Source organism: Priestia sp. JV24, from assembly GCF_025910025.1.
In the GTDB taxonomy this organism is placed as follows: domain Bacteria; phylum Bacillota; class Bacilli; order Bacillales; family Bacillaceae_H; genus Priestia; species Priestia megaterium.
In genome coordinates this window covers 206,707-230,756 of the sequence record NZ_JAPCIN010000010.1, presented here as the reverse complement: position 1 = coordinate 230,756, position 24,050 = coordinate 206,707, and the positions used below count along the sequence as shown (strand labels likewise).

Here is a 24,050-nt window from a genome sequence, read left to right as displayed (position 1 = left end):
GTAAAATCAACCATCCAATCGTGCATTATTTTCCTCCGCCACTTTACATACATAAAAAATTCCCGAGCTTCACTGCTCGGGAATCTTCACCTAATAGAAATGGCATTTTAATGATTATTAAAACTGAAATGTATGTTTTCCTACCAGTACATCTGCCATCTTTACAAAGCGCTTGATTTCTAATACGTCATGAACCCGAACCATTTGAACGCCTTGTGCAATCCCTGCATATACAGTAGCTGCAGTTCCTTCCATTCTTTCCGTAGGAGGAGCATTGACTATTTGTCCAATAAATCCTTTACGAGAAGTAGCAAGCAGCACAGGATAGCCCATCTTTGTCAGCTGATCTAGATGCTGAATCGCTTCTACATTATGCGCAGCCGTTTTTCCAAAGCCAACGCCTGGATCTAAAATAATTTGATCATCTCGAACTCCTGCAGCTTTTGCAATTGATATGCTTTCTTCCAAATCACTTATCATATCTGTAATCAGATTTGTATAATTGGGCTCATGGCGATTATGCATTAAAATAATAGGAACATTATAGTCAGCTGCAACTTGAGCCATTTTGGGATCAGCCTTTGCGCCCCATATATCATTAATAATATGTGCTCCTGCTTCTAGCGCATGCTTGGCCACTTCCGACTTGTATGTATCTACAGAAATCGGCACCTCTACGCGCTTAGCCACTTCAGAAATAACGGGCACAATCCGTTTAATCTCTTCTTCATCACTAATTCTTGTATAACCAGGACGAGTTGATTCTCCTCCTATATCAATGATGTCTGCTCCTTGCCTCACCATTTCCTCAGCATGAGCAACCGCTTTATCTACATCGTAGTATTTTCCGCCATCTGAAAATGAATCCGGGTTTACGTTTAAAATTCCCATAATAAGCGTACGGTCCGCATAATTCAGTTCATACTTTCCGCATTTAATGACCGATTGAGACGTTAAAGTTGACACTATCCTCAGCCCCTTCGTAATTTGCAAATTGATGTATATTTATAAATATCATGTATTTTGAGAATGTCATACCGTTCGTAATTATATCAAAAGTTACCAGTCCTATGTGATTTTTCTTGGAGTTTCTTTCTTCTATAGTGTGAGATAAACATTAAAAGTGAATACACAGATAACATTAAAAATCTCTATCGGGCTTGTCTTCAGGGTCTTTTTTCCTCTTCTCACATCTTTTGTGAGTCTTTTTATTTAAAAAGAAAGGATTCGCATGAAAAATGTTTAATTTATAGCAATAGTTGGGAATTTATAATTAAACAACTTCCGTTTTTATGAAATTCATTTTAAGGAGGATGACTATGACTCAACAACCGTTACAAGTCAAATTAATTCCTTATACAATTGAGTCGATTATCGACTCAACAAACGAAACGCCTAAAGGAGTAAGCTTAATTCAAGCGCCTGCTATTTGGGAACAAAGCAATCAAGGAGAAGGCATTGTAATTGCAGTTATCGACACTGGTGTTGACACAAATCATCCTGACTTAAAAGATTGTATTATCGGAGGAAGAAACTTCACTTCGGATTATGACGGGGATTCTTCTGTATTTGAAGATAATAATGGGCACGGCACTCACGTGTCTGGTACCATTGCTGCTGCGCTCAATAATGAAGGGGTAGTAGGAGTGGCACCCAAAGCAAAAATTCTAAGCTTAAAAGTACTTACCGGTGAAGGATCGGGAAATTACGAATGGATTATTGACGCTATTAACTACGCCGTCGAATGGCGCGGTCCTAACAATGAGCGAGCACGAGTTATTTCCATGTCACTCGGGGGACCACAAGACGTTCCAGAACTGCACGAAGCTGTTCAAAATGCTGTGAATAAAGATGTTTCTGTTGTTGTTGCGGCTGGAAATGAAGGTGACGACCGCGAAGAAACCCTTGAATATTCATATCCAGGAAGTTACAACGAAGTCATTCAAGTAGGAGCAGTGGACAGCAGCTTAAATCTTGCCCCTTTTACTAATGCAAATGAAGAAGTGGACCTAGTCGCACCGGGAGTTAACATTATCTCTACTTACTTGGAAAATAAGTACGCGACTCTTTCAGGAACTTCAATGGCAACTCCCCACGTGGCAGGAGCTTTAGCTCTATTAATTAACTTATGTGAGAAGGAATTTGGCCGCTCTTTAATCGAAGCCGAAATCTATGCTCAGCTTGTAAGAAGAACCCTTCCTCTTGGATATCGAAAAAGCTCTGAAGGAAACGGATTTCTCATGCTCGATTTGGTAGAGAAAATACATGATATTATTAACGTAGCCCGTATCAACCCTAGTAAGTAATAAATAAGAAAAACGAGAAATCTTCTTGGTTCTCGTTAAATTAAAATAAAGACATGCGAACGCATGTCTTTATTCATATCTTAATGCTTCGATTGGATCTAGCTTCGCCGCTTTGTTTGCAGGAAGCATGCCGAATACAATGCCAATCGTCATGGAGAACAACACTCCTCCAAGTACTACTTGCCACGAAATTAATGACGGCCAGCCAGCAAATAATGAAACAAGAGCTGCCCCGCCCGCGCCGAGGCCAATTCCAAGCAAACCACCAATTAACGTGAGGGTAATGGATTCAATCAAAAACTGAGTTAGAATTTGTCTTTTAGATGCTCCCAACGCTTTACGAATACCAATTTCTCTTGTACGTTCCGTTACAGAAACCAGCATAATGTTCATAACGCCAATCCCGCCAACAAGCAGGGAAATGCCTGCAATCGATCCAATAATCGTTGTCATAATCCGCGTTACATTTCCAATGCTATCTGCTATTTCTTCTAAGTTCTGCACTTGGTAAGCGTCTTCCGCATCATGCAAATTATTTAACAAATCCGTTGCGTCATTCCCTACTTTTTTTAGTTGATCAGAGCTTTTTGCTTGAACACTAAGGTTTGTGTAATCGAGCTTACCGAAGCTTGATTTATACGTATTATTCGGAATATAAATGGTTGGTATTTCAAATGCTAAAAAGCCCGTTGCCTTTTTTGTGACACCAATAATTTTGATAGGCTGGCCTTGCACCCATACTACTTGTCCAAGGGCTTCTTTTTTATCAAATAGCTCTTTTTTCATATCGCTTGTGATAACACCTACTCGATTACCTGATAAAAAGTCAGAGCTGTCTAACATTCTTCCTTTTGAAACTTCCAGCTGATTAACTTCAATATAGCCTTCGTTAATAGCATTAACAGTCGTATCAGATTCCTTGTCTCTATATCTTATCCCCATTCCCATTGAACTAGAAGCCACCACATTCTTCACTCCGGGAATAGTCGAAAGAGCTTTAATATCATCCTCTGTAAAGATAGGCTCACCCGTCATTGAAAGGTCATCAGCTTGCATCTCGTCTTCAGGAGGCTGATAGTATACATCAACTGTATTGCTTGCTCCTGTTATTTCCGACTTAATCATCTGTTCTCCGCCCTGACCAATGGCTACAACGATAATAACAGCCGCTACGCCAATGATAATACCAAGCATCGTTAAAATAGAGCGCATTTTATGAGCAAGAACCGAAGAGAGAGCCATGCGAATATTTTCTATCAAACTCATAAGCTATCGTTCTCCTTATCGCTATGACTTAGCACTTTACCGTCACGAACGATAACTGTACGCGATGTGTATTCTGCCACTTCAGGTTCATGGGTAATGACTACAACCGTTGTGCCATCTGCATTAAGCTGAGAAAATTGCTCCATAATATCAGCACTTGTTTTTGTATCTAGAGCTCCTGTTGGTTCATCTGCTAAAATAAGCGTCGGATTGTTAACAATAGAACGAGCAATAGCAACGCGCTGCTTTTGCCCTCCTGATAGCTCGCTCGGTAAATGTTTCATCCGCTCACTCAGCCCTACTTTTTCAAGCGCAGCTTCTGCTCTGGCTCGTCTTTCCTTACGCGTTACACCGGCATATACCATTGGAAGCTCTACGTTTTCTACCGCTGTTAAACGCGGCAACAGCTGAAATTGCTGAAAAACAAAACCGATATGAATATTTCTTACTTTTGCAAGCTGCTCATCACTATAAGTGGAGATTTCTTGTTCATTTAATAAATAGGACCCTGAAGACGAACGGTCTAAACATCCGATAATGTTCATTAGCGTTGATTTACCAGAGCCAGAAGGTCCCATAATCGCAACAAATTCACCGTCATAAATCTTCAAATTAATATCTTTTAAAATTGGCACTTCCTCTTTGCCAAGATGATAACTTTTATGAATATTCACAAGCTCGATCATTGAACAGTCACTTCCGCACCGTCAGTTAAGTTCTTTGTAGGATTTGTAATGACTTTGTCTTTAGAAGATACGCCGCTTTTGATTTCACTAAATTTATTTGTTGTTTCTCCAATCTTTACTTCCTTACGAACCGCCTTTTTATCTTTCACCACATATACATATTTTTCTCCGTCTTCATTTACAACTGCTTTTATCGGCAGTGATGAAGCTTTTTTACTGCTTGTTTCAATTTCAAGCAGCAGCTTAAATCCCGGCTTAATCATCGTGATATCTTGGTCATCTACTTTTACTTCAACTGGATATTGATTAGCCCCATCATTGCCCGCTTCTGCTGATGCCTGCTGCTGAGGTAGATAGTCAATTTGTTTAACGCTCCCTGCCCATTCTTTATCAGGCAGCACATCTGATGTAATTTTGACAGCTTGACCGGTTTTAATTTTTAATGCATCGTACTCAGACAGCACACCAGTAGCTAAGTATTCATCGGTATTACCAATATGTATAAGCGGTTTTTGAACGTCACTTGTGTTATTAACCGCTTCTTTATCTACTTCTAGCACCGTCCCATTAATATCACTCGCTACGTCTAAATTACGTTCTTTTTTAGCAATTGATTTGGCTTCTAGTTTGTTTCGTTCTAAATCAATTTTAGCCGTTTCTAAATCGAGATTGAGCTGCGTACGTTCTGTATCGATTTGATCTCTCGCTTCTTGCTTACTCATTTCTTTTTCCAATTCTTTTTGTTTTTTATTTAAATTAGAAAGCTGTTTGCTTACTGAGTCAATTTGCAGCTGACTGGATTTTTTTTCTAGCTTATTTTGTTCTTGCTCTAAATCAAGCGTATCGCTTTCGTATGTTACAAGAGAGGTTCCCTGCTGGACACGAGATCCTTCTGTTACGCGAAATCGTTCAACCTCGCCTTTTTCAGCATCAAAATAGACATATTGCTCATCAGCAAGCTTTAACGTACCGGGAACCATAACTGTATTTCTTAACTTTTTTTCCTTTATATTTGCTACGTGAACATTGATTGCTTTCCCACTTACACTTTGTGCACGATATACGTTAATTCCAATAACCGCCACAATAACAACTGCTACAGCTGTAATAATTATTCCTTTTTTCATTTACAATCCTGCTCCTTTAAGCGCTTCTGAAGCAGCTCCTCCAACTCCTGAAATAGCGGCTCCTAAGATGAATAAAATAATCACTGTAATAATAGAAGCAGCTTTTGATACATTTGCCACTTTTTGTAGTCCTACTGCTGTCAGAATAAGTCCCCAGATAGAAAAGATTTCAATGGAAGTAAATACTCCTCCCATAGCACCTTTCGCATCAACCATTCCATTTAACGAAGTCACATTAGCTGAAGTATGTGCTAGTGCAGCTACTCCCGTATTAATTAGCTGACCGATTGCTGTGATGAACGTAACAAACAAATTTAAGCTAAACATTTGACGGTAAGTTGTTTTTCCAGTCCCTAACTTTGCAATTAAAAACAAAATTAAACTCGTGAATGCCAGTGTAGCAACTATTGCAATCACTCCTCCAACCGTTCCGCCGATCATACTAAATGTTGAATTCACTTCAATGCCAGCTTCTTTTTGCTGCTGTAATGCTTCTTTTGCCTGAGGGGTATAGACGGCTAGAATCGTTGTTGCAGCTGTTAAGATGAGGATAAGTAAAAGAGGTCCCCAAATGACCGGGCTGCTTTTCATTTTCTCAAACTGTACAACTGGACTCGTAATAAAACCAAAAATAGAGGGCTTTCCTTTCTCTTGGACTTCCGAAGATACGTTAACTTCTGTGCTCATAATCAAACTCCTTTTATATTGTTTCGTTATTAGCTCTTAAGACCCGTCTTTTGCTGTTTTTTAAAGTTTTCTAGCAAAATCGACTCTTTCTAAGAAACTCTCAAACACCTAATATTCTAACATAATTATACAAATTAATTTACATTTTTATTACATTTTATATTTTTTATGGTATTTTTAGAAATTAAAGAGATATCTTAATGCTGAATGACAGTATTAATCTTATTTATATTTTCTAAATATTCAAATTATAATTTGACATCATTCAATAGAATTCGTATATTATGATTAAAGTTTATTATTCCTATGTTTTTTATAAGTTTTATATTTAAGGAGGAGTTTCAATGTCTACTAAGAAACCATTTCGTCCTGAAACACAAGCCATCCATTCTGGCCAACAGCTTGACCCGGCTACTTTTTCGCGTGCGGTACCTATTTATCAAACAAGCTCATTTGGGTTTAAAGATACGGAGCATGCTGCATCTTTATTTAATTTAAGTGAACAAGGCTACATCTACACTCGAATTGTAAACCCTACTACGGACGTTTTTGAACAGCGAATTGCTGAGTTAGAAGGCGGAGTAGGTGCTCTAGGAGTAGCTTCGGGTCAGTCAGCTACTACCTTTTCCATTTTGAATATCGCTTCCGCAGGAGATGAAATTGTATCAGCAAGCAGTTTATATGGAGGAACATATAACCTCTTTTCGTCTACGCTTCCTAAACTGGGCATTACCGTCAAATTTGTAAACGCTGATAATCCAGAAAATTTTAGAAATGCAATCACTTCCAAAACAAAGGCAATTTATGCTGAATCCGTTGGAAACCCGCAGGGAAATGTGCTAGACATCGAGGCAGTTGCAGACATTGCCCATGAGCATGGAATTCCTCTTATTATTGATAATACGGTTCCAAGCCCTTACCTTCTTCGTCCCATCGATTTCGGAGCAGATATTGTCGTTCATTCTGCTACTAAGTTTCTTGGAGGACATGGAACAGCAATTGGGGGTGTTATCGTAGACAGTGGAAAATTTGATTGGGAAGCGAGCGGGAAATTTCCAGACTTAACAACTCCAGATCCAAGTTACCATGGCCTTGTATACACAGAAGCTGCCGGTGAAGCTGCTTATATTACAAAAGCGCGCGTTCAGCTTTTACGAGATATTGGAGCTGCTTTATCACCTTTTAATTCCTTTTTACTCCTTCAAGGGGTAGAAACACTCCACCTGCGATTAGAGCGTCACAGCGAAAACGCATTAAAGGTAGCAAAATTTTTAGAGCAGCATGAATTAGTACAATGGGTAAATTATGCGGGGCTTCCTTCCCACCCTTCCTATTCTTTGGCACAAAAATACTTGCCTAAAGGGCAAGGAGCAATTTTAACCTTTGGTGTAAGGGGAGGAAAAAACGCTGCGGCTAAGTTAATTGATTCGGTTCAGTTATTTTCTCATTTAGCCAATATCGGCGACTCTAAATCACTCATTATTCACCCGGCAAGCACTACTCATCAACAGCTATCTAAAGACGAACAAAAAGCTTCGGGTGTGACGCCAGAACTTATTCGTTTATCGGTTGGAACAGAAGCAATCGACGACCTTCTTGAAGATTTAGATTATGCCTTAAAAGCCAGCCAAAAAGTGAATACAACTGTTTAAAAGCTGTGATTTTTCACAGCTTTTTTTATATCATCCAATAACTTTTTATACTTTCGCTTATGCTACAATAAACAAAACGAATGAAAAAGGAGTTACTATGAACACGTTCAATTCAATACCTGCTATTACATTTACAGACGTTCATAAAACATTTAAGGATAAAGAACATAGTGTTTTAAAAGGCATATCGGGTACAGTAATGCAAGGCTCGCTCGTCATGATGGTAGGACCATCAGGATCGGGAAAAAGCACCCTTCTTTCCATGTGCAATTTACTTTCTGCACCTGATGAAGGAAGTATTGAAGTATATGGAAAAGACATTAGCAAATGGACTATTTCTGATTTACGAAAAAAAGTGGGCATTGCTTTTCAATCAGCTCCTGTTATTGATGGAACAGTGCGAGATAACATGATGCTTGTTCAAAAACTCCATGGCAAGCAGGATATTATGCCTGAAGAACTCTGTGCCTTAACGGGTCTTTCACCTGACTTGTTAGAGCAGGATGCAAGAGATTTATCCGGTGGTCAAAGACAAAGATTATCATTAGCCCGCACGCTGTCGAACGGATCTGACCTTTTACTTTTAGACGAAATCACTTCCGCTTTGGATGCCACTTCTGCTCATGAAATTGAGCAGCTTATTTCTCATTTACATAAAGAGCGGAATAAAACGATTATTTGGGTTACCCATAATTTAGATCAAGCGAAACGTTTAGGAGAGGAAGTCTGGCTTTTAATGAACGGAGTGATTGTAGAAAAAGCGAAGACGGAGACCTTTTTTCATACTCCTGTAAAAGCTGAAACAAAACAATTTATTGAAGGAGCCTTTCTATGAGTTCACTTTCACTGATTTTTACAATCGTTTTTGTTTTTATTGCTCTTTTTTTATCAAAATCTTTTCGTATAGGACTCGAAAAAGATATTATCATTGCCAGTATTCGAGCAGCCGTTCAGCTGTTAGTGATCGGATATGTTTTATCGTTTATTTTTGACGCGAATCACCCTGCGTTTATTATTCTCATTTTATTCGTTATGCTGACGGTCGCTTCCCAAAATGTTGTAAAGAAAAAAAAGCAGGGATTTAAAGCTTTCTTTCGTGTATTTGTCACTCTTTTTATTGTAGAAATCCTGACCCAAAGCGTTATGCTCGGACTACATATTATCCCTGCTACTCCGCGATATATCATTCCCGTCAGCGGTATGATTATTGGAAATTCGATGATTTTGGCCAATTTATTTTTAAATCGGTTAGATGCTGAAGTAAATAGAAGACGAGACGAAATTCAATTGATTCTGGCGCTTGGCGGCACTCCTAAACAAGCTATTCATAGTATTTTAAATGCCGCAATCAAAGCTAGCATGATTCCTACTGTAGAAAGTCAAAAAACAATTGGACTCGTTCAGCTTCCGGGTATGATGACAGGCCAGATTATTGGAGGGGCAGATCCGATACAAGCTGTCAAATTCCAGCTGCTTATCGTTTTTACTATTCTAGCGTCTGCTACGCTTTCCTGCGTCATTTTAAGCCAATTAACATATCCTACCCTTTTTAATAGCTATCAGCAGCTTATCCGTGAGCATGCATAAAAAAAGAAAGGAGACTCCTTTCTTCTTTTTTTATTGAGCAGCTTTTTTTAACCTTGATCCTATATCACTTCCAAAGGTTACTCCTAAATCGCCGAGCCATCTTCTATACGCAATACTCAGTCGGTCCGGATTCAAATGAAGCTCTGCTTGTAAGTCAAGCGGCAGCTCTTCTGGTTTTTGACTTTCCACAATACTGGTATCTTGTTCAATAATAAGCTGCTGAAAATCGCGGAAATATTGATCAGGTGCATCAAACGAATAGTTTCTAGAAACCAGCGCAAACACGGTGGACTTTCTTTCCTCTTCAGGTAAAACCGCAAACAGCATTGAAAAGATTTCACCCGTTTCGTGGTTCACTTTTTTCAACCTTGCAACGGTAGGACGAAGAATTTCAAAGGTGTAATAAATAGTCGTAAAGTTACCCGTGCCATCTGCATCTGCGTACACAGCGATTTCATCAGAAACGTATCGGTTATCTTTCCAATGCACCTTATAATCAGGAATTTCGGCGTAGTCAGAGTGTCCCAGGCTTCCTTCGTGAACAAAAGCCAAATGGCTTACATCTAGAAAGTTTTCTACGACACGAGGAGCTGCTGCCTGCAGAGTATGAGGGTTGGCGCAAACCGTTTTGAATCCGGAGTTAAGATGTTCATCATACAGGGGAAGAGGAGTATCACCTGCCTCGCTGTTCATCTTCACCCATATAATCCCGTACTTTTCAACGCAGTCATACACCTGTGCTTTTGCTTTTGAAGGAATAGCTCTTCCCGGCGGCTGTTGAGGAATTTTCACACAAGCCCCGGCATCATCGTATTTCCATCCGTGATAAGGGCATACAATGCAATCATCTACCACTTTTCCAAGAGATAACGCTGCACCGCGGTGGATGCACAAATCCTTAAATGCTTTAATAGCATTAGTTGTGCGAAAAAGTACAACTCGCTCTTCTAAAATCGTTACTTGCAAGGGCTGATCTGTTAAATCATGTGAATAAGCTGCAGGCAGCCATTCCTTAGCCAATACTAAATCTTTAATCATCTGCATCGCCTCCGTACAATAAGTAAATTTATTTCTTGTTTATAAAAAAAACCGCAGAAATAGAAGGAGTGCTTCTAATTCCGCAGCTTTTTCGTTCCGTAAAACAGACTATAAGCGCGCGAAGATTCTACATGATTGCAGATAGAGCGACCTTAGCACTTCATCTACAATGACCATACGTATTCATCGCTATTTTTTTAACCTTAAAACCTAACCCTTATATATTGAATAAAGAGCGGCCAGCCGCTAAAAGCTTTTCTGTCCACTGATTTCTCTTAGTTTTACTTTATCAATTTCCCACTGAAAAATCTCTTGATTTGTAAGCATCTCTAACATAATTTTTTCGGTTAAACGAATAAAAGCTGCGGTTTTAAAAACCGCAGCTTGCTTTATTATGAGCTCATATAACTAGCTGTATATTTTTTCGTCTGCTTTTGTATTTCTTGATTTAAATGCTTGAAAAATGAGAGGGTTTCTTCATAATCCGTCGCTTTTTCATGAAACTTCAATGTAAGACTTTCTTCAAACAACGTTTCTCCCTGATGACCAACCGCTTTCAGCTGAACATCTGTAACAATACCTTGCGAAATCGAACATAATAAATAATTAAAGCAATGAACCGGAACGATATGCATGAGATGAAAATCGTCGATAGTTCTATCACTTTTTGTTTTCTTAAATTCCACGGTGAGTTCTTCTGGATGAATAAACACATTTATATGCTGTTTGGACAAACAAGTAGGATTCATCTTTTGTGTATACTCACAAAATTCCAGTCCAATAAATATAGAATTCTCGGAGTCATCTTCAATGAAGATTTGCGAATTTTTTACCATTGTCCTCGTCCTCCATATTCAATCTAGTTATCCCGTCACTCGCACCCATTTGTAGAATATTTCCATCCTTTCTCTATTCTATCATTGATTTTTCTCAATGCCTATTTCGCAGGCGGAAGTTCTCTTTAAAAGAGAGGGAACTGACAGACAGTTCTTTATGTGAGAAGAATAAACAAAAGACACCTCTTTTATTTTCTTGAGGTGTCTTTTGATATCATCAGCCTGTGTTACGCAACCCTGCTGCAATGCCGTTAATCGTTAATAACGCTTCTTTTAAAAGCTCTTCATTTAACGTTCCAGCCTCATCTTCACGCAGCTTGGAAATGACCTTAACTTGTAAGAATGTTAGAGGGTCCACATACGGATTTCGTAATTTAATAGATTCTTTAATCGTAGGAAGATGATCCATTAATTCTTTTTGACCTGTGATTTGAAGAATCATTTCTTTTGTGAGATTATATTCTTTTTTAATGGCGGTAAAAATCCGCTCTGAAATAGCCGGGTCTTGTACCATTTCCGTGTATTCTTTTGCTGCCATTAAATCTGCTTTTGTTAAGGCCATTTGCAGATTATCGACGGTCGAGCGGAAGAATGGCCATTCTTTATACATTTGCTGAAGAAGCTGTATATCTCCGGATTTCTCTACTAAATGCTGTAAGCCCGTACCTGCAGCGTACCAGGCTGGAAGCAGCTGTCTGCTTTGAGTCCATGCAAATACCCACGGAATCGCTCGCAAGTCTTCAAAGCGATCACTTCCTTTTCGACTCATTGGACGTGACCCAATATTTAAAGCCCCCAGCTCAGGAAGAGGTGTAGCTTGTTTAAAATACGTTAAAAAGTCTGGATCTTTGAAAACAAGCTCTTGATACTTACGTAAAGAAGCAGTTGAAATCTCGTCCATTGTTTCTTCCCATTCATGTGTACGAATATCACATTGTTCAGCTTCTTGAGAAACATTTGCTGCCGCTGTAAGAAGAGCTGAGACCGCTTGTTCAAGGCTTCGGTAAGCAATGTCATATAAAGCGTATCTAGAAGAAAGAACTTCTCCTTGCTCTGTAATTTTCACACCGTCTCCTAGCGTCTCAACAGGCTGAGATAAAATGCTTCGGTTTAACGGACCACCGCCTCGACCTAGTGAGCCGCCTCGACCATGGAAAAACTTCAGACGAACTTGATACTTCTTCGCCATATCATGAATTTCCTGCTGCGCTTTGTAGAGCTTCCAATTAGCAGTAAGCGTTCCTCCATCTTTGCTTCCATCTGAGTAGCCAAGCATAATTTCCTGCAAATCCTGCTGTTTCCTTAAGTGCTCACGATAAAAATCTAATTGAAATAGCTGTTCCATGATTTTAGGACCCGCTGTGAGATCATCAATCGTTTCAAGCAGCGGAGCTATATTTAACTTACTTTCAATGCGGCCATCTGCATGAAGGCGGTAAATACCCGCTTCTTTGGCGAGTACCATGACTTCTAACAAGTCACTTGCAGACTGCGTCATACTGATTAAGTAGACTTCAATAGATCTTTCTCCAAATTCTTTATGTGCTCGATGTATCATGTTAAATACTTCAATTACTTGCTGCGTTTCTTTAGAGTAATTCTCTACAAACGATATCACAGGTCTTGGGTCTTGAAGAACTTTCCCTAGCAGCTCGACTTTTTTCTCTTCCGTTAACGCTGAATAATCTTCAGCTAAAGAAACAGCATGGAAAATTTCTTTGATTGCCGCTTCATGTTCCCCGCTGTGATTACGGATATCAAGCGTTGCTAAATGAAAACCAAACAGCTCAACTTGGCGAATTAATTTACATAAGCTTTTTAACTGATAATCCTGAGGCTGGTGCTTTTGCAGGCTATCTTTGATTAGAAATAAATCATGTAGAAGTTCTTCCGACCTTTGATAACCTGCTTCCGATTCTCCAACTAAATTTAATTTATGAAGCATAATCGTAAGCTTGCAGCGATATACTTCGTGTTTGATTCTCCATCGCTTTTTCTCAGGCAGCAGCGATATTTCTTGATTAATAGAATCAAGAAGATTATCTGAAACTGCGACTCTTTTTGTAGACTGACTTAACCTTTGTCTCAATTGAGTAAGTGACTCTTTATATTTACGAATAGCTAACTTCCTTTGTTTGACAAGCGTTTGCCACGTTACTTTAGGAGTTACGTTTGGATTTCCATCTCGGTCTCCGCCAATCCATGAACCAAATCGAAGAATATTAGGCACCTTCCAATTTTCTTCGGGGTAATTCTCCTGCAATGAATTTTCCAACTCCTGATGAAGTTGAGGAAGCACTTCAAATAACGTTTCATCAAAATAATATAATCCATTGGATACTTCATCCATTACCGTCGGCTTGCGATCTCGCAGTTCATTTGTTTGCCATAAAATCAATACTTCGCTAAACAGTCTTTCTTCAATTTCCGTACGTTCACGTTTTGTTAACGTTGGATTATCCAAGTTTTTTAGAAGCTCAGCCATTCGTTTATGAATATCAAGGACACTTCGTCTAGTGGCTTCTGTTGGATGAGCAGTGATGATGAGCTCTAGGGATAGAGTTTGAAGCAAGTTAGCAATTACGTCTGGCGCCACGCCATTATTTTTAAGCGAAACAACGGCACTTTCCAATGAGCCCGGCTGCATAATAGAATCTTCTTGCTGCTGATATTCGCGTCTGCGACGAATTCGATGATTTTGCTCTGCAATATTAACTAAATGAAAATAAACTGCAAACGCCCGAATAACCTGCTCGCGCATCGGCTGTTCAAGAGTAACGATTTCATTTTTTATTTCTTTATAGATAACTTCATCTTTGTTTTCTCTAAGTGATTTTGCTACTTCACGTATTTTTTCTACTTTGCTGAGCAGTTCTGCTCCACCTTGGTGAACCAGAACTTTCCCTAACAATTGACCGAGAAACTTAACATCACGGCGCAGGGCAGTGCTGCTGTTTTGTCTTTCTGCTGCTTCTACTGTTACCATTAGACACGACACCTTTCTTCATAAATATTGTACTTTTTAAACTTTTTAGAAAATTATATTAAATTCATATTACCATGAACGAAAATAAATTTCATATAATTTTATTTCCTCCTCTCGTTCAGGAGAGGAGATTCATCAAATATAAAAGAGAGGTTAAGACATAACTAAATGAATCCAATCTAAAGACGAACAAATGGGATACATAAGCTGAACCGCTTGTGACACCGCAGTTGATTACTGTGCAAGACTTTGCTTTCCGCTGGCCGCCGATGAGCCTCCTCGTCTCTTTCCCTTTTCCCCCTTAGTCTTCCTCTTGCCCTCCAATCAACTGCTAGAAGGAACGAAACAGATGAAACCTACGTTCACCATAACAAAAAAAAACGAACCACTAATCAAACATGTTGATCACTGGTTCGTTTTTCATTTGAGCTAAAATACTTTTGTCTCGGCCTCTCTTTTATGCTACCAAGGTTGTCCTAAATCCAATACTGAGGCTAGTTCATTGCTTTTTTTACGCACTTGTTTACGCGTGGCAGCGCGATCTGCCCCCGTTTGAAACAGGTATTTTTCTTCTTCTGTTTCTGGAATAAGCTCCGGTACTGCACGGGGCTTTCCATCATCATCCATTGCCACAAAAGTTAAAAATGATGTGGCTGCAATTTGACGCTCCCCGGTTTTTAAATTTTCTTTAATCACTTTCACAAACACTTCCATGGATGAGCGACCTGTCCATGATACGTATGACTCCAAACATACAGAATCCTGAGGCGTAATAGGGTGCAGAAAATGAATAGAGTCTGCTGAAGCTGTTACACACTCTGTACGACTGTGACGATAAGCTGAAATGGACGCAATCATATCAATATCACTCATTAACTTTCCGCCAAATAACGTATTGTGATTATTAATATCATTAGGAAAAATGCGGCTCGTTCGAACGGCCTTTGTATCTTTACAATAATTTGCTTTCATTAGTAAGAACCTCCATTGATGCCTATCATAATAAGAATAAAAGAATGAATGAACCTATACTAGCATATTTTGATAAATTTAGCTTTACAAAAACTCGTTGATTTATTTACAGAAAACAAAAAAGAGAAGAAAAATTCTTCTCTTTTTTGTCTACCGAATATAGCTTGATCCAAACGTTTTACCTAACGAATCACTGTATAGGTCACTTGACTTTACAGTCCATTTCCCATCTTCTTTCACCATAAAAATTCGTAGGGGACGACTTCCTTCTTTCGTTTCTAATTCATTTACAATATCTTTGAATTTAGAAGCCGCAAACTCTTCAGAGTGTTCTGTATCGTAATCTTTCGTTTCATCTGTATATGCTCGCTTAAGCTGCGATACGTATGAATATAAGTCTGATAAATTAAGAGTAGTGTACTCCACTTCTACTACGGCTTTATTATTTGCATTCGCAATCACATTTGTTTTCACGCTTGCTTTTTCTTTTAAAACATCTTTATACATGTTAAAAAAATCTTTTTTTGCTTTGTCGGTTAAACTGTTAGAAAACGCACCTTTTAATTCCTCATTAAACGCTTTTTTCTGTTCTTCTATGACAGCTGTTTTGTCTGCTGTTACATATTTATCATAGTCTACGTTTTCTTTGTTTAAGTAAAGGACTTCTGTATAAGCTTGCAGAGCTTTTTCTGGATCTTGCAGTTTATTATAGCTTTTCGCGTATTTTTTCGTATCCAGTGTTAATGTCACTTCGTCAATTTCTTCATCATAATCAGATGATTTTGGCTGAAGCCCAATTTTGTACTTTTTATCTTTTTTGACTTCAAAGACAAACGTTAATTTTTTTTGTTTTCCAGCGCCAATCTTGTCAGATGCACTGCTTTCTAGTCCAAGCTCACGACTGTTCACTCCCGTTTTTGGAGACAGCTGTTCATCTCCTTCGTATAAATACACACCGTCGTAATCCGATAAAGATATACTGTTTTTGGAGACATTTTTCACTTTTAAATCAACTTTCAACAGCCCTTTTTCTTCACTTGTAGCTCCTTCATCACTATCTACTAAAATGTAAGAAGCGCTGTCAATGGATGCTTCAATCGCCTTATTTTTAGCCGACGTGGATCCTCCCGTTTCCTTAGAATTGTTGCAAGCCGCTAATACTAGCGTAAGTACAAAAGCTAAAGCCAAAACATTCATTTTTTTCACAGCTGCCTAATCCCCTTTATTTTGTTTTTTTAGAACTTTATCCCAAATAAAGGTTCCCTCTGTATAAATACTTAAACCTTAAAATCTATATTTTTTACAATATTTTGATAAAAACTAAGTCTAAATTCTCCACTCCTCTAAATAAAAAAACACGAGCACGGGCTCGTGTTTTTTTATTTAGATTTAAAATTTTCTTGATTGATTTGTTCAGCTTCTTTCATATATCGGTTAGATTTGCCACTTTTAATTCCCCAGTAATAAAAAGCTAATGATACGCAAGCAATCACTAGCATATCCCATCCGAAAGGCAAAATATTTTTGCCTCCGAATTTTTCGCTTCCTATGTAGGAAATAAAAATCATGCACGCTAAATAGATAAGCATCCAAGCCCCGGTTAAAAATTCTTTTTTAAAGCCCACCCATTTATTTTTCGCTTGGTAATAAAAATAAACAGGCAGGCCAATTGCCATAATAAAGATCACTTCACCTGTAAGTGGCCACCTTGCCCAGTAAAGCGTCAAGGAAGCAAAAACGAAGCCGCATGGCGCAATAACTGATGCCCCTTTTAAATAAAATGGACGGTAAAAGTGTGAAGCCGTTTTTCTTAATGTTATAAGCGCTACAGGACCCATAATATAAGAGATAAGCGTCGCTACTGAGATCACTTCTGCTAAGACACCCCATCCTCTAAATAAAAAGAGAAACAAGAAGCAAGCTGCTAAATTTAGCCACATAGCTGGGCGCGGGACATTGTAAAGTGGATGAAGAGTACCAAATATCTTTGGCAAGTATCCATTTTGCTGCATCCCGTATAACATTCTAGAAGTAGTTGCCGTATATGTAGCACCTGTGCCGGAAGGAGAAACAAATGCGTCTGCGTATAACACAATTGTTAGCCAGTTAATTCCAAGCGCAATCGCTAAATCAGCAAAAGGAGAATTAAAATTCAAATGATTCCATCCATCAGCAATTGATGACGGACTTACTGCTCCGATAAAGACAATTTGCAATATAATGTATACAATTCCTGCAATAAAAATTGAACCAATTACAGCTATCGGAATCGATTTATTAGGTGATTTTGCTTCTCCTGCCATATTTACAGGACTTTGAAACCCATTAAATGCAAACACAATACCTGATGTTGCCACTGCCGTTAAAACACTGGCCCACCCATAAGGGGCAACCCCATGCTCACTTGAAAAGTTTCCACTATGAAAACCAGCAAAAAATAAAGCCCCTGCCGTTAAACCAGGAATAATTAATTTAACAACCGTAATAAATGAGTTTGCTTTAGCAAAGAGATTTACCGTCCAATAGTTCACAAAAAAGTAAACGAATAATAACAAAGACGCAACTGCCAACCCCTTGGATGTTAAAATTCCATTGTCTACCAATTCGTGAGTCCAGCGAGCCCACTTCCACGGCCAAGTACTCATATATTGCACAGATGCAATAGCCTCCACTGTTATCGTTGAAGCGATTGAAATCCAGTTAGCCCAAGCAGCCAAAAAACCAATAAATGATCCGTGTGAATACTGAGGATATTTAACCATCCCCCCTGCTTGTGGAAACATCGCGCCCAGCTCAGCATATGATAGGGCAATGGTCAAAATAACCACCATTCCAATAACCCATGAAAAAATAGCCGCGGGTCCCGCAATTTGAGCTGCTTTCCATGCTCCAAACAGCCACCCTGAACCGATAATCGAACCTATGCCTGTCATGGTTAAAGCAAATGTTCCCATCTTCCTTTGCATATTGCTCATCCAAATCTACTCCTCTTCCCTAGGAAAATAAAAAAAACACTTGCGGAATTTTCTCAAGTGTTTGCCCAGGCGCGCGGCTTATACGCTATATGCTCCCCCATGGTCATCCATGTTGCGCCAGTCACATATAGGAATATATTTTTTATCAGTATATAACATTCATTACTATTACTCAATATACAAAATGTTTACATTACTTTTCTAAAAATAATAAATTATTCGTAAAATTACGAATTAACCTTCTGAAAATCTCTTTTTAATTATAAAAATAACTAAAATCCTAACTTTTCTTGTTGTTTGATTCTTTTACTTCACAAGCAGATTATCTTCTGAAAATTATACTAATATATAATATTCATTTACATAATAAGAATTAACAGCTATATATCCATAGAATTCTTGCACTAGACTCTTTACTTATATACAATATGAAGAAAAGATACTAAAGTGAACTGCCCACCACTTAGCTACGCTTGAAGTGGGAGACTCCTTTTAGGAAAACGTTAAAACCTACATATCATGCACTTCGCAACAAATGAAGTACTTCGAGCAAACTTCTCTGTTTATGCAAGCACAAAACAGGGAAAATTACGAAAAAAGATTGTTAGAGGGATGCTTATGAATTATGCAAATGTAAAAGTTCTTTATTTTGATGACGACGGAACCATTCCAAATCACCCTCGTCTTCCAGTTTTGTTGTATGAACACGTATTTATTAGTAAGAAAGAGAAAGTGGAGAGCATTTTCAATTCTCACAACTGGAAAAACAGCTGGGTAGGCGGTATACATGATTTTCACCATTACCACAGCAATTCCCATGAAGCACTAGGTGTAATTAGCGGATCTGCACGTTTAAAACTAGGTGGACATATGGGAGAAAATATCGTGGTGCATGCTGGTGATGTGCTCGTACTTCCTGCAGGAACAGGGCATATGCGTCTGCAGTCAACTGCTGATTTTAAAGTGGTTGGAGCTTATCCAGAGGGCATGGATTACAATTTACGAACAGGAAAACAAACTGATCGCCCTCACGTATTTGATGAAATTGCACAAGTACCTATTCCTACAACAGATCCTGTTTATGGCGACAAAGGACCATTGACAGAGTGGTGGAACTAGACAAGCACTTATTGTCTAGTTTTTTTATTTGCTCTGTTTTATTCTTTCCATGAATCTCTATTTGAACATACAAATTCTTTTCTTATGATGCAATAGCAATATACTTTATCTCGGCGAAATAAAAAAAACTTCCCGGTCAAAACTAAATTTCTTCTTTTCCGTTCTCTTTTTACTTCAAGAACAACTTCGCTTAGATTATTCCCCTTTTTTTCTTTCATAATTATTTCAAATATACTCTCATCACAAGCTCTTTTTTGTTTTTCTAAAAAAATTTCCATATATTATAACGAAATTTTCAAAAAACTTATTGCTTTACCATGTCAGACTTGCTATCATAGTGAACATTGTTAGATAAATTTTTAGTAGGAGGAGTAAAATTGAATAGAAAATTCATAATTTTTATTTTATTCATCATTCCATTTATTGCTCAATTCGCTTTTTTACCTTTTGTAAATAACATTCATCCAATTATTTTTGGATTACCTCTTTTGCATTTATGGTTATTTTTATGGGTCTTCTTAACGCCTGTGTGTACATTTATCATTTATCGTTTACAAAAATCTTGGGGGGACATTGAATAATGCAAGGAAATTTAACCGCACTTTTAATCACATCAGCAATTGTTCTTGTCGTTATCGCAATTGGCTTTATAGCGGGACGTGACAAATCATCTAGAAGCTCAGTTGAAGAGTGGGCTGTAGGGGGAAGACGTTTTGGAAGCCTGCTCGTCTGGCTTTTAGTAGGAGCAGATTTATATACTGCTTATACATTCCTAGGTCTTACAAGTACAGCTTATCAGGGGGGAAGCATCGCATTTTTTGCTATTCCTTACTCTGTTTTAGCCTTTTTAATTTCATACTTTTTTCTTCCAAAGCTTTGGACTGTTGCTAAAAAGCACAAACTTACTACGCTTGCTGATTATGCCAGAGAACGTTTTAGCAGTAAATTTCTCTCCTCTTTAATTGCTATAGTAGGTGTATTGATGCTCATTCCATATATTGATCTTCAGCTTAGCGGTATTCAAGATACTCTTCGCGTTGCAGGAACTGGCTACATTAACGTAAAAGCAGTCGTTATTCTTTCATTCTTTCTTGTGGCTCTTTATACCTTTTTCAGCGGAATTAAAGGTCCCACATATACGGCAATTATTAAAGATATTTTAGTATGGGCGATTATGTTATTTATGGTTGTTTCTCTGCCAATTGTGCATTTTGGAAGCTGGGGCAACATGATCGACAATGTTGCAAAGGATGCACCTCAGCTATTAACGATCCCAACACAAGGACCTAAAGGCATTCCATGGTTTATTACAGCATCACTCGTATCTGCTTTAGCTTTATTCATGTGGGCCCACGCTGCTACAGGTGTTTTCACTGCTAAAAGTGCAGATTCGCTTCGTAAAAATGCTATTTTCTTACCGCTTTACAATATTGTTTTAATTCTAGTCATCTTCTTAGGATTTATTGCTTATCAAGTATTACCTCAAGATACGACGGATCCTAGATTAGCATTATTAACCTTAATTCAATATTCATATGGCGGCATTGGCCAAGGGTTAGCTTATGCAACGATTGCTCTTGCTTCATTAATTCCATGTTCTATCATGGCTATCGGAGCGTCTAACTTATTTGCAAATAATATATTCAGAGATTTAATTAATCCAAATGTACAGGGTAAAACATTAACAATGGTTACTCGTTCTATGGTTTTCGTTGTTATTGGACTGGCACTTTTATTCGGTTTATTATTCCCTCAAGCACTTGTTTCCCTACAGTTACTGGGGGTATCCGGTATGGTACAAATCTTCCCGGCTATCGTTATCAGCCTGTTCTGGAGAAATCAATCGAAAGAAAGTACGATTGCTGGATTAGTAGTAGGGCTGGTTGTAACGTTTACCGTACATGCCACAGGAAATTCATTTGGTCTTTATGAAGGGTTCTGGGGATTATTATCTAACTTACTCGTAGTTGTTATTTTAAATCCAATCTTTTCGGCCAAAACAAAAGCAGCAAATAACGGCGTGAAAGAAACATTGTTTTCTAAAAGCACTCCGCAAACTGAATTAAAGAAAAACGCATAAAAAAGTTCAGCCAATTGGCTGAACTTTTTTTAGATAATATTCTCTTTTTCAGAAGGGAGTGAAGTAGATTCTCTTTCCCAACATTCGATATTTTGATTGTTTTCTAACGCATCTCTATAAAAGACTGGATTTTTTCCTTCCTTTTTTTGCTGAGTATAGTCATGCAAGGCGGAAAATGCCACTTTCGATAATAGAAAAATAGCAATCAAGTTCACGACTACCATCATCCCCATAAATAAGTCTGCCAAATTCCATACAAGCTGAAGCTGAGCGATCGATCCAAAAATAACCATCGCTAAAACACCTACACGATAAGACCAAAGCCACAACTTATTTGAATTTAAAAACTCAATATTCGTTTCTCCATAATAATAATTGCCAATTAACGTACTAAAAGCAAATAGAAATACCATGATAGCTAAAAACCCTGATGCCCAAGAGCCAATATGGGTACTAAGAGAAGCTTGCGTTAGTTCAATGCCGCTTAGTCCCTGCTTATAGGCGGGGGATAAGAGAACGATAAATGCTGTGCTTGTACAAATCACGAGTGTATCCGTCAAGACACCAAATGCTTGGATAAGACCTTGTTTAACTGGATGACTCGTCACTGCAGTTGCCGCGGCGTTGGGAGCACTTCCCATTCCTGCTTCATTGGAAAACAGTCCGCGCTTTACTCCGTTGATTAACGTTGCACCAATTGACCCCCCAAGCGCCTGTTCAAATCCAAATGCATTTTTCACAATTAGCGATAGAACCGCCGGCATTTGATCAATATTTTTAAAGATAATGAACAGAGCCATTCCAATGTATAAAACGGCTAATACGACCACGATGTATTCCGATATCTTGGCGATGCGTTTGATTCCGCCAAAAATAATTACCGCAAATATAACTGTCATAATAATCCCAACCAACAATCGGCTCGTTCCAAAAGAGTTCTCAAATGCTAGCGTAATCGTATTAGACTGCACAGCGTTAAACACCAGGCCAAATGATAGTGTAATGAGTACAGCAAATAGCCCGCCCATCCACCTTTTATTTAACCCTTTTTCCATATAATAAGCGGGTCCTCCTCGAAACCCGTTTGATCCTTTTACTTTATAAATTTGAGCGAGTGTACTTTCTACAAAACTTGATACTGAACCGATAATGGCAATAATCCACATCCAAAATACAGCACCCGGGCCACCAAGTGCAATAGCAATCGCTATCCCTGTAATATTTCCCGTTCCTACTCGAGCTGCCATGCTTATGCAAAAAGCTTGAAACGGAGAGACTCCTCCACCTTTAGCCGCTCGTCCTTCTTTCAAAACAAGTACCATTTCTTTCAACATGCGAAACTGCAAAAAACGAGAGCGAATCGTAAAATAAATACCAATTGATACAAGTAAAATAATTAATAAATTCGACCAAAAAAAATCATTGATGACGCTAATCACACTTTCGACTGCTTGTTGCATGCCTATCACCTCATTAAAAAATTTGGTAGAACAAATGCACAACATGAAAGTTTTTTCTCTTGGTGTTTATATTATTGAAGCGAATGAAGAGTACGTAAATAGACTAAAAAATACTCAAATCCCATTCTTTTGCGATTTTTTTTAGCAGCGTAACGCCTTTTACGCTATTCCCGTACTCATCAATAGCTGGACTGTATATTCCGATACCGCATCCGTCTGGAAATGGAGACTGCTTTTTCGTATTAGGTGGCACCAATGACATGATTCCTCCCGATACACCGCTTTTAGCTGGCATACCAACAAATGCCGCAAACTTTCCTGAAGCATTATACATACCGCATGTAAGCATGAGCGCTTTTGTTAATTTAGCTACTTCTTTTGGAATTACTTGTTTGTGAAATACTGGATGATATCCGTCTAACGACAGAATTAATCCAATCAGTGCAATATCTTCAGTCGTTACTTCAATTGAGCACTGCTTTAAGTAAACCTCTAGAACCTCCTCTACTTCTCCTTGTAAGTAATTCGTTTCTTTTAAATAGTAGGCAAGCGCACGATTTCGATGAGACGTTTGCCATTCTGATTCAAAGACCGTTTCATTAATAAGTGGTGTTTTCCCCGTAAGCATTGTTATCACATCAAACAAATAGCTTAATTTTTCTTTTGCCGTCTCCCCAGATAAAAGAGATGAAACCGTTAAAGCACCGGCGTTAATCATAGGATTGAACGGCTTTCCTGGTTTATGCATTTCCAGTCTTATAATAGAATTAAATGCATCTCCAGTTGGCTCTACATCCACTCTCTCTAGCACATAAGGAATGCCGCAGCATAAGCAAGCTGCTATAAAGCTAATGACTTTAGAAATACTTTGAAGAGTAAATACCGATTCATAATCTCCAGACTGGATAACAGTTCCGTCAGCACCAATCAAACAAATACCTAATTGAGACGAGTCCATATCTTTCAGAGCTGGAATGTAATCAGCCGTTTTTCCTTCTGAAGAAAATTCTTTTATTTGCTCTACCCACTCATGTAACTGCTCTTTTGCAGTGACGTGTAAGTAAGACATTTCCTGTTCAATTTCTCTTTTCATTAAAATCACCTCATCACTTAATTAACTTTTTATTTTAAAGCGCTTTCATAAAGCGGGATTTCATTTTCATTTTTAATGTACAATGCAACCTACGAGAGCATACAAAAACCTACAAAACTTTTTGTAATTATATTTTTATCTTTGGCACTCTTCTCCATTGTGCTGGACGCTGTCACAATG

Annotated in this window: 20 protein-coding genes and 1 riboswitch; of the genes, 7 read left to right on the top strand and 13 right to left on the bottom strand. The window is 38.3% G+C overall.

What is annotated here, in order from left to right:
• Window positions 1-117: 117 nt before the first annotated feature.
• Entirely contained in the window at window positions 118-966 is an 849-nt protein-coding gene (folP, locus tag OK414_RS04030) for a dihydropteroate synthase (RefSeq protein ID WP_016763130.1), read from the bottom strand.
• Window positions 967-1,319: 353 nt separating this feature from the next.
• Between folP and OK414_RS04025 the strand changes: the two genes are divergently transcribed.
• Complete coding sequence (locus tag OK414_RS04025) at window positions 1,320-2,306, top strand: S8 family peptidase (RefSeq protein WP_080743195.1); 987 nt, start codon at window positions 1,320-1,322, stop codon at window positions 2,304-2,306.
• 69 nt (window positions 2,307-2,375) lie between these two features.
• Here the strand turns inward: OK414_RS04025 and OK414_RS04020 are convergent, their stop codons facing one another.
• Genes OK414_RS04020 through OK414_RS04005 form a run of 4 tightly spaced genes read right to left on the bottom strand, consistent with a single transcriptional unit; the run spans window position 2,376 to window position 6,072 of the window.
• Window positions 2,376-3,572 carry an ABC transporter permease gene (locus tag OK414_RS04020; RefSeq protein ID WP_016763129.1) on the bottom strand — a complete coding sequence of 399 codons (1,197 nt, stop codon included), beginning with the start codon at window positions 3,570-3,572 and terminating at the stop codon, window positions 2,376-2,378.
• Window positions 3,569-4,258, bottom strand: coding sequence for an ABC transporter ATP-binding protein (locus tag OK414_RS04015; protein ID WP_013081850.1), 690 nt, complete (start codon window positions 4,256-4,258; stop codon window positions 3,569-3,571). The genes OK414_RS04020 and OK414_RS04015 overlap by 4 nt, the downstream gene beginning before the upstream one ends.
• Window positions 4,255-5,385 (bottom strand): efflux RND transporter periplasmic adaptor subunit, encoded by a 1,131-nt coding sequence (locus OK414_RS04010; RefSeq protein ID WP_263045694.1) that lies wholly within the window; start codon window positions 5,383-5,385, stop codon window positions 4,255-4,257. Before OK414_RS04010 ends, OK414_RS04015 begins: the two co-directional genes overlap by 4 nt.
• The gene (locus OK414_RS04005; protein ID WP_034654215.1) at window positions 5,386-6,072 is read right to left on the bottom strand and encodes a Yip1 family protein; all 687 of its coding nucleotides are present in this window, start codon (window positions 6,070-6,072) and stop codon (window positions 5,386-5,388) included.
• Window positions 6,073-6,416: 344 nt separating this feature from the next.
• Between OK414_RS04005 and OK414_RS04000 the strand changes: the two genes are divergently transcribed.
• The 3 genes from OK414_RS04000 to OK414_RS03990 all read left to right on the top strand — a co-directional run bounded on the left by OK414_RS04000 (window position 6,417) and on the right by OK414_RS03990 (window position 9,311).
• Window positions 6,417-7,724: a homocysteine synthase gene (locus OK414_RS04000; RefSeq protein WP_047933653.1), complete on the top strand. Its 1,308-nt coding sequence runs from the start codon at window positions 6,417-6,419 to the stop codon at window positions 7,722-7,724.
• A gap of 97 nt (window positions 7,725-7,821) precedes the next feature.
• Window positions 7,822-8,559: a phosphate ABC transporter ATP-binding protein gene (locus tag OK414_RS03995; protein WP_034654219.1), complete on the top strand. Its 738-nt coding sequence runs from the start codon at window positions 7,822-7,824 to the stop codon at window positions 8,557-8,559.
• The gene (locus OK414_RS03990) at window positions 8,556-9,311 is read left to right on the top strand and encodes an ABC transporter permease (RefSeq protein WP_013081845.1); all 756 of its coding nucleotides are present in this window, start codon (window positions 8,556-8,558) and stop codon (window positions 9,309-9,311) included. The genes OK414_RS03995 and OK414_RS03990 overlap by 4 nt, the downstream gene beginning before the upstream one ends.
• 30 nt (window positions 9,312-9,341) lie before the next feature.
• Here OK414_RS03990 and OK414_RS03985 read toward each other — a convergent pair whose 3' ends face one another.
• The 6 genes from OK414_RS03985 to OK414_RS03960 form a co-directional block, all read right to left on the bottom strand.
• Window positions 9,342-10,349: an aromatic ring-hydroxylating oxygenase subunit alpha gene (locus OK414_RS03985; protein ID WP_221788827.1), complete on the bottom strand. Its 1,008-nt coding sequence runs from the start codon at window positions 10,347-10,349 to the stop codon at window positions 9,342-9,344.
• Window positions 10,350-10,741: 392 nt separating this feature from the next.
• On the bottom strand, window positions 10,742-11,185 hold the full coding sequence (locus OK414_RS03980; RefSeq protein ID WP_016763123.1) for a hypothetical protein: 444 nt from the start codon (window positions 11,183-11,185) through the stop codon (window positions 10,742-10,744).
• A 217-nt stretch (window positions 11,186-11,402) separates the two neighbouring features.
• Complete coding sequence (gene ppc, locus OK414_RS03975) at window positions 11,403-14,171, bottom strand: phosphoenolpyruvate carboxylase (RefSeq protein ID WP_095380101.1); 2,769 nt, start codon at window positions 14,169-14,171, stop codon at window positions 11,403-11,405.
• 462 nt (window positions 14,172-14,633) lie between these two features.
• A complete protein-coding gene (locus OK414_RS03970; protein WP_013055518.1) occupies window positions 14,634-15,143 on the bottom strand; it encodes an acyl-CoA thioesterase in 510 nt (169 codons plus the stop codon).
• Window positions 15,144-15,293: 150 nt separating this feature from the next.
• Window positions 15,294-16,340: a DUF5105 domain-containing protein gene (locus OK414_RS03965; protein ID WP_263045748.1), complete on the bottom strand. Its 1,047-nt coding sequence runs from the start codon at window positions 16,338-16,340 to the stop codon at window positions 15,294-15,296.
• A 182-nt stretch (window positions 16,341-16,522) separates the two neighbouring features.
• Window positions 16,523-18,118 carry an APC family permease gene (locus OK414_RS03960; RefSeq protein ID WP_263045695.1) on the bottom strand — a complete coding sequence of 532 codons (1,596 nt, stop codon included), beginning with the start codon at window positions 18,116-18,118 and terminating at the stop codon, window positions 16,523-16,525.
• 56 nt (window positions 18,119-18,174) lie between these two features.
• Window positions 18,175-18,253: riboswitch (ZMP/ZTP riboswitch) on the bottom strand.
• A 384-nt stretch (window positions 18,254-18,637) separates the two neighbouring features.
• Between OK414_RS03960 and OK414_RS03955 the strand changes: the two genes are divergently transcribed.
• The 3 genes from OK414_RS03955 to OK414_RS03945 all read left to right on the top strand — a co-directional run bounded on the left by OK414_RS03955 (window position 18,638) and on the right by OK414_RS03945 (window position 21,317).
• A complete protein-coding gene (locus OK414_RS03955; RefSeq protein WP_080621362.1) occupies window positions 18,638-19,237 on the top strand; it encodes a cupin domain-containing protein in 600 nt (199 codons plus the stop codon).
• Between the two features lie 377 nt (window positions 19,238-19,614).
• The gene (locus OK414_RS03950; protein WP_013055514.1) at window positions 19,615-19,818 is read left to right on the top strand and encodes a DUF3311 domain-containing protein; all 204 of its coding nucleotides are present in this window, start codon (window positions 19,615-19,617) and stop codon (window positions 19,816-19,818) included.
• Window positions 19,818-21,317 carry a sodium:solute symporter family protein gene (locus OK414_RS03945; RefSeq protein ID WP_263045696.1) on the top strand — a complete coding sequence of 500 codons (1,500 nt, stop codon included), beginning with the start codon at window positions 19,818-19,820 and terminating at the stop codon, window positions 21,315-21,317. The genes OK414_RS03950 and OK414_RS03945 overlap by 1 nt, the downstream gene beginning before the upstream one ends.
• Window positions 21,318-21,346: 29 nt before the next feature.
• On the opposite strand, the gene OK414_RS03940 is transcribed toward OK414_RS03945, so the two are convergent.
• Together OK414_RS03940 and OK414_RS03935 are read right to left on the bottom strand one after the other, a co-directional pair.
• Window positions 21,347-22,777, bottom strand: a complete 1,431-nt coding sequence (locus tag OK414_RS03940; protein WP_016763120.1) for an alanine/glycine:cation symporter family protein — start codon at window positions 22,775-22,777, stop codon at window positions 21,347-21,349.
• 103 nt (window positions 22,778-22,880) lie between these two features.
• Window positions 22,881-23,870 (bottom strand): glutaminase, encoded by a 990-nt coding sequence (locus OK414_RS03935; RefSeq protein WP_013081836.1) that lies wholly within the window; start codon window positions 23,868-23,870, stop codon window positions 22,881-22,883.
• Window positions 23,871-24,050: the final 180 nt, after the last annotated feature.

Excerpts from the sequence above, each read along its gene's own strand:
- OK414_RS04025 (WP_080743195.1), top strand. The coding sequence starts at position 1,320 with ATGACTCAACAACCGTTACAAGTCAAATTAATTCCTTATACAATTGAG.
- OK414_RS04020 (WP_016763129.1), bottom strand. The coding sequence starts at position 3,572 with ATGAGTTTGATAGAAAATATTCGCATGGCTCTCTCTTCGGTTCTTGCT.
- OK414_RS04015 (WP_013081850.1), bottom strand. The coding sequence starts at position 4,258 with ATGATCGAGCTTGTGAATATTCATAAAAGTTATCATCTTGGCAAAGAG.
- OK414_RS04010 (WP_263045694.1), bottom strand. The coding sequence starts at position 5,385 with ATGAAAAAAGGAATAATTATTACAGCTGTAGCAGTTGTTATTGTGGCG.
- OK414_RS04005 (WP_034654215.1), bottom strand. The coding sequence starts at position 6,072 with ATGAGCACAGAAGTTAACGTATCTTCGGAAGTCCAAGAGAAAGGAAAG.
- OK414_RS04000 (WP_047933653.1), top strand. The coding sequence starts at position 6,417 with ATGTCTACTAAGAAACCATTTCGTCCTGAAACACAAGCCATCCATTCT.
- OK414_RS03995 (WP_034654219.1), top strand. The coding sequence starts at position 7,822 with ATGAACACGTTCAATTCAATACCTGCTATTACATTTACAGACGTTCAT.
- OK414_RS03990 (WP_013081845.1), top strand. The coding sequence starts at position 8,556 with ATGAGTTCACTTTCACTGATTTTTACAATCGTTTTTGTTTTTATTGCT.
- OK414_RS03985 (WP_221788827.1), bottom strand. The coding sequence starts at position 10,349 with ATGATTAAAGATTTAGTATTGGCTAAGGAATGGCTGCCTGCAGCTTAT.
- OK414_RS03980 (WP_016763123.1), bottom strand. The coding sequence starts at position 11,185 with ATGGTAAAAAATTCGCAAATCTTCATTGAAGATGACTCCGAGAATTCT.
- ppc (WP_095380101.1), bottom strand. The coding sequence starts at position 14,171 with ATGGTAACAGTAGAAGCAGCAGAAAGACAAAACAGCAGCACTGCCCTG.
- OK414_RS03970 (WP_013055518.1), bottom strand. The coding sequence starts at position 15,143 with ATGAAAGCAAATTATTGTAAAGATACAAAGGCCGTTCGAACGAGCCGC.
- OK414_RS03965 (WP_263045748.1), bottom strand. The coding sequence starts at position 16,340 with ATGAATGTTTTGGCTTTAGCTTTTGTACTTACGCTAGTATTAGCGGCT.
- OK414_RS03960 (WP_263045695.1), bottom strand. The coding sequence starts at position 18,118 with ATGAGCAATATGCAAAGGAAGATGGGAACATTTGCTTTAACCATGACA.
- OK414_RS03955 (WP_080621362.1), top strand. The coding sequence starts at position 18,638 with ATGCACTTCGCAACAAATGAAGTACTTCGAGCAAACTTCTCTGTTTAT.
- OK414_RS03945 (WP_263045696.1), top strand. The coding sequence starts at position 19,818 with ATGCAAGGAAATTTAACCGCACTTTTAATCACATCAGCAATTGTTCTT.
- OK414_RS03940 (WP_016763120.1), bottom strand. The coding sequence starts at position 22,777 with ATGCAACAAGCAGTCGAAAGTGTGATTAGCGTCATCAATGATTTTTTT.
- OK414_RS03935 (WP_013081836.1), bottom strand. The coding sequence starts at position 23,870 with ATGAAAAGAGAAATTGAACAGGAAATGTCTTACTTACACGTCACTGCA.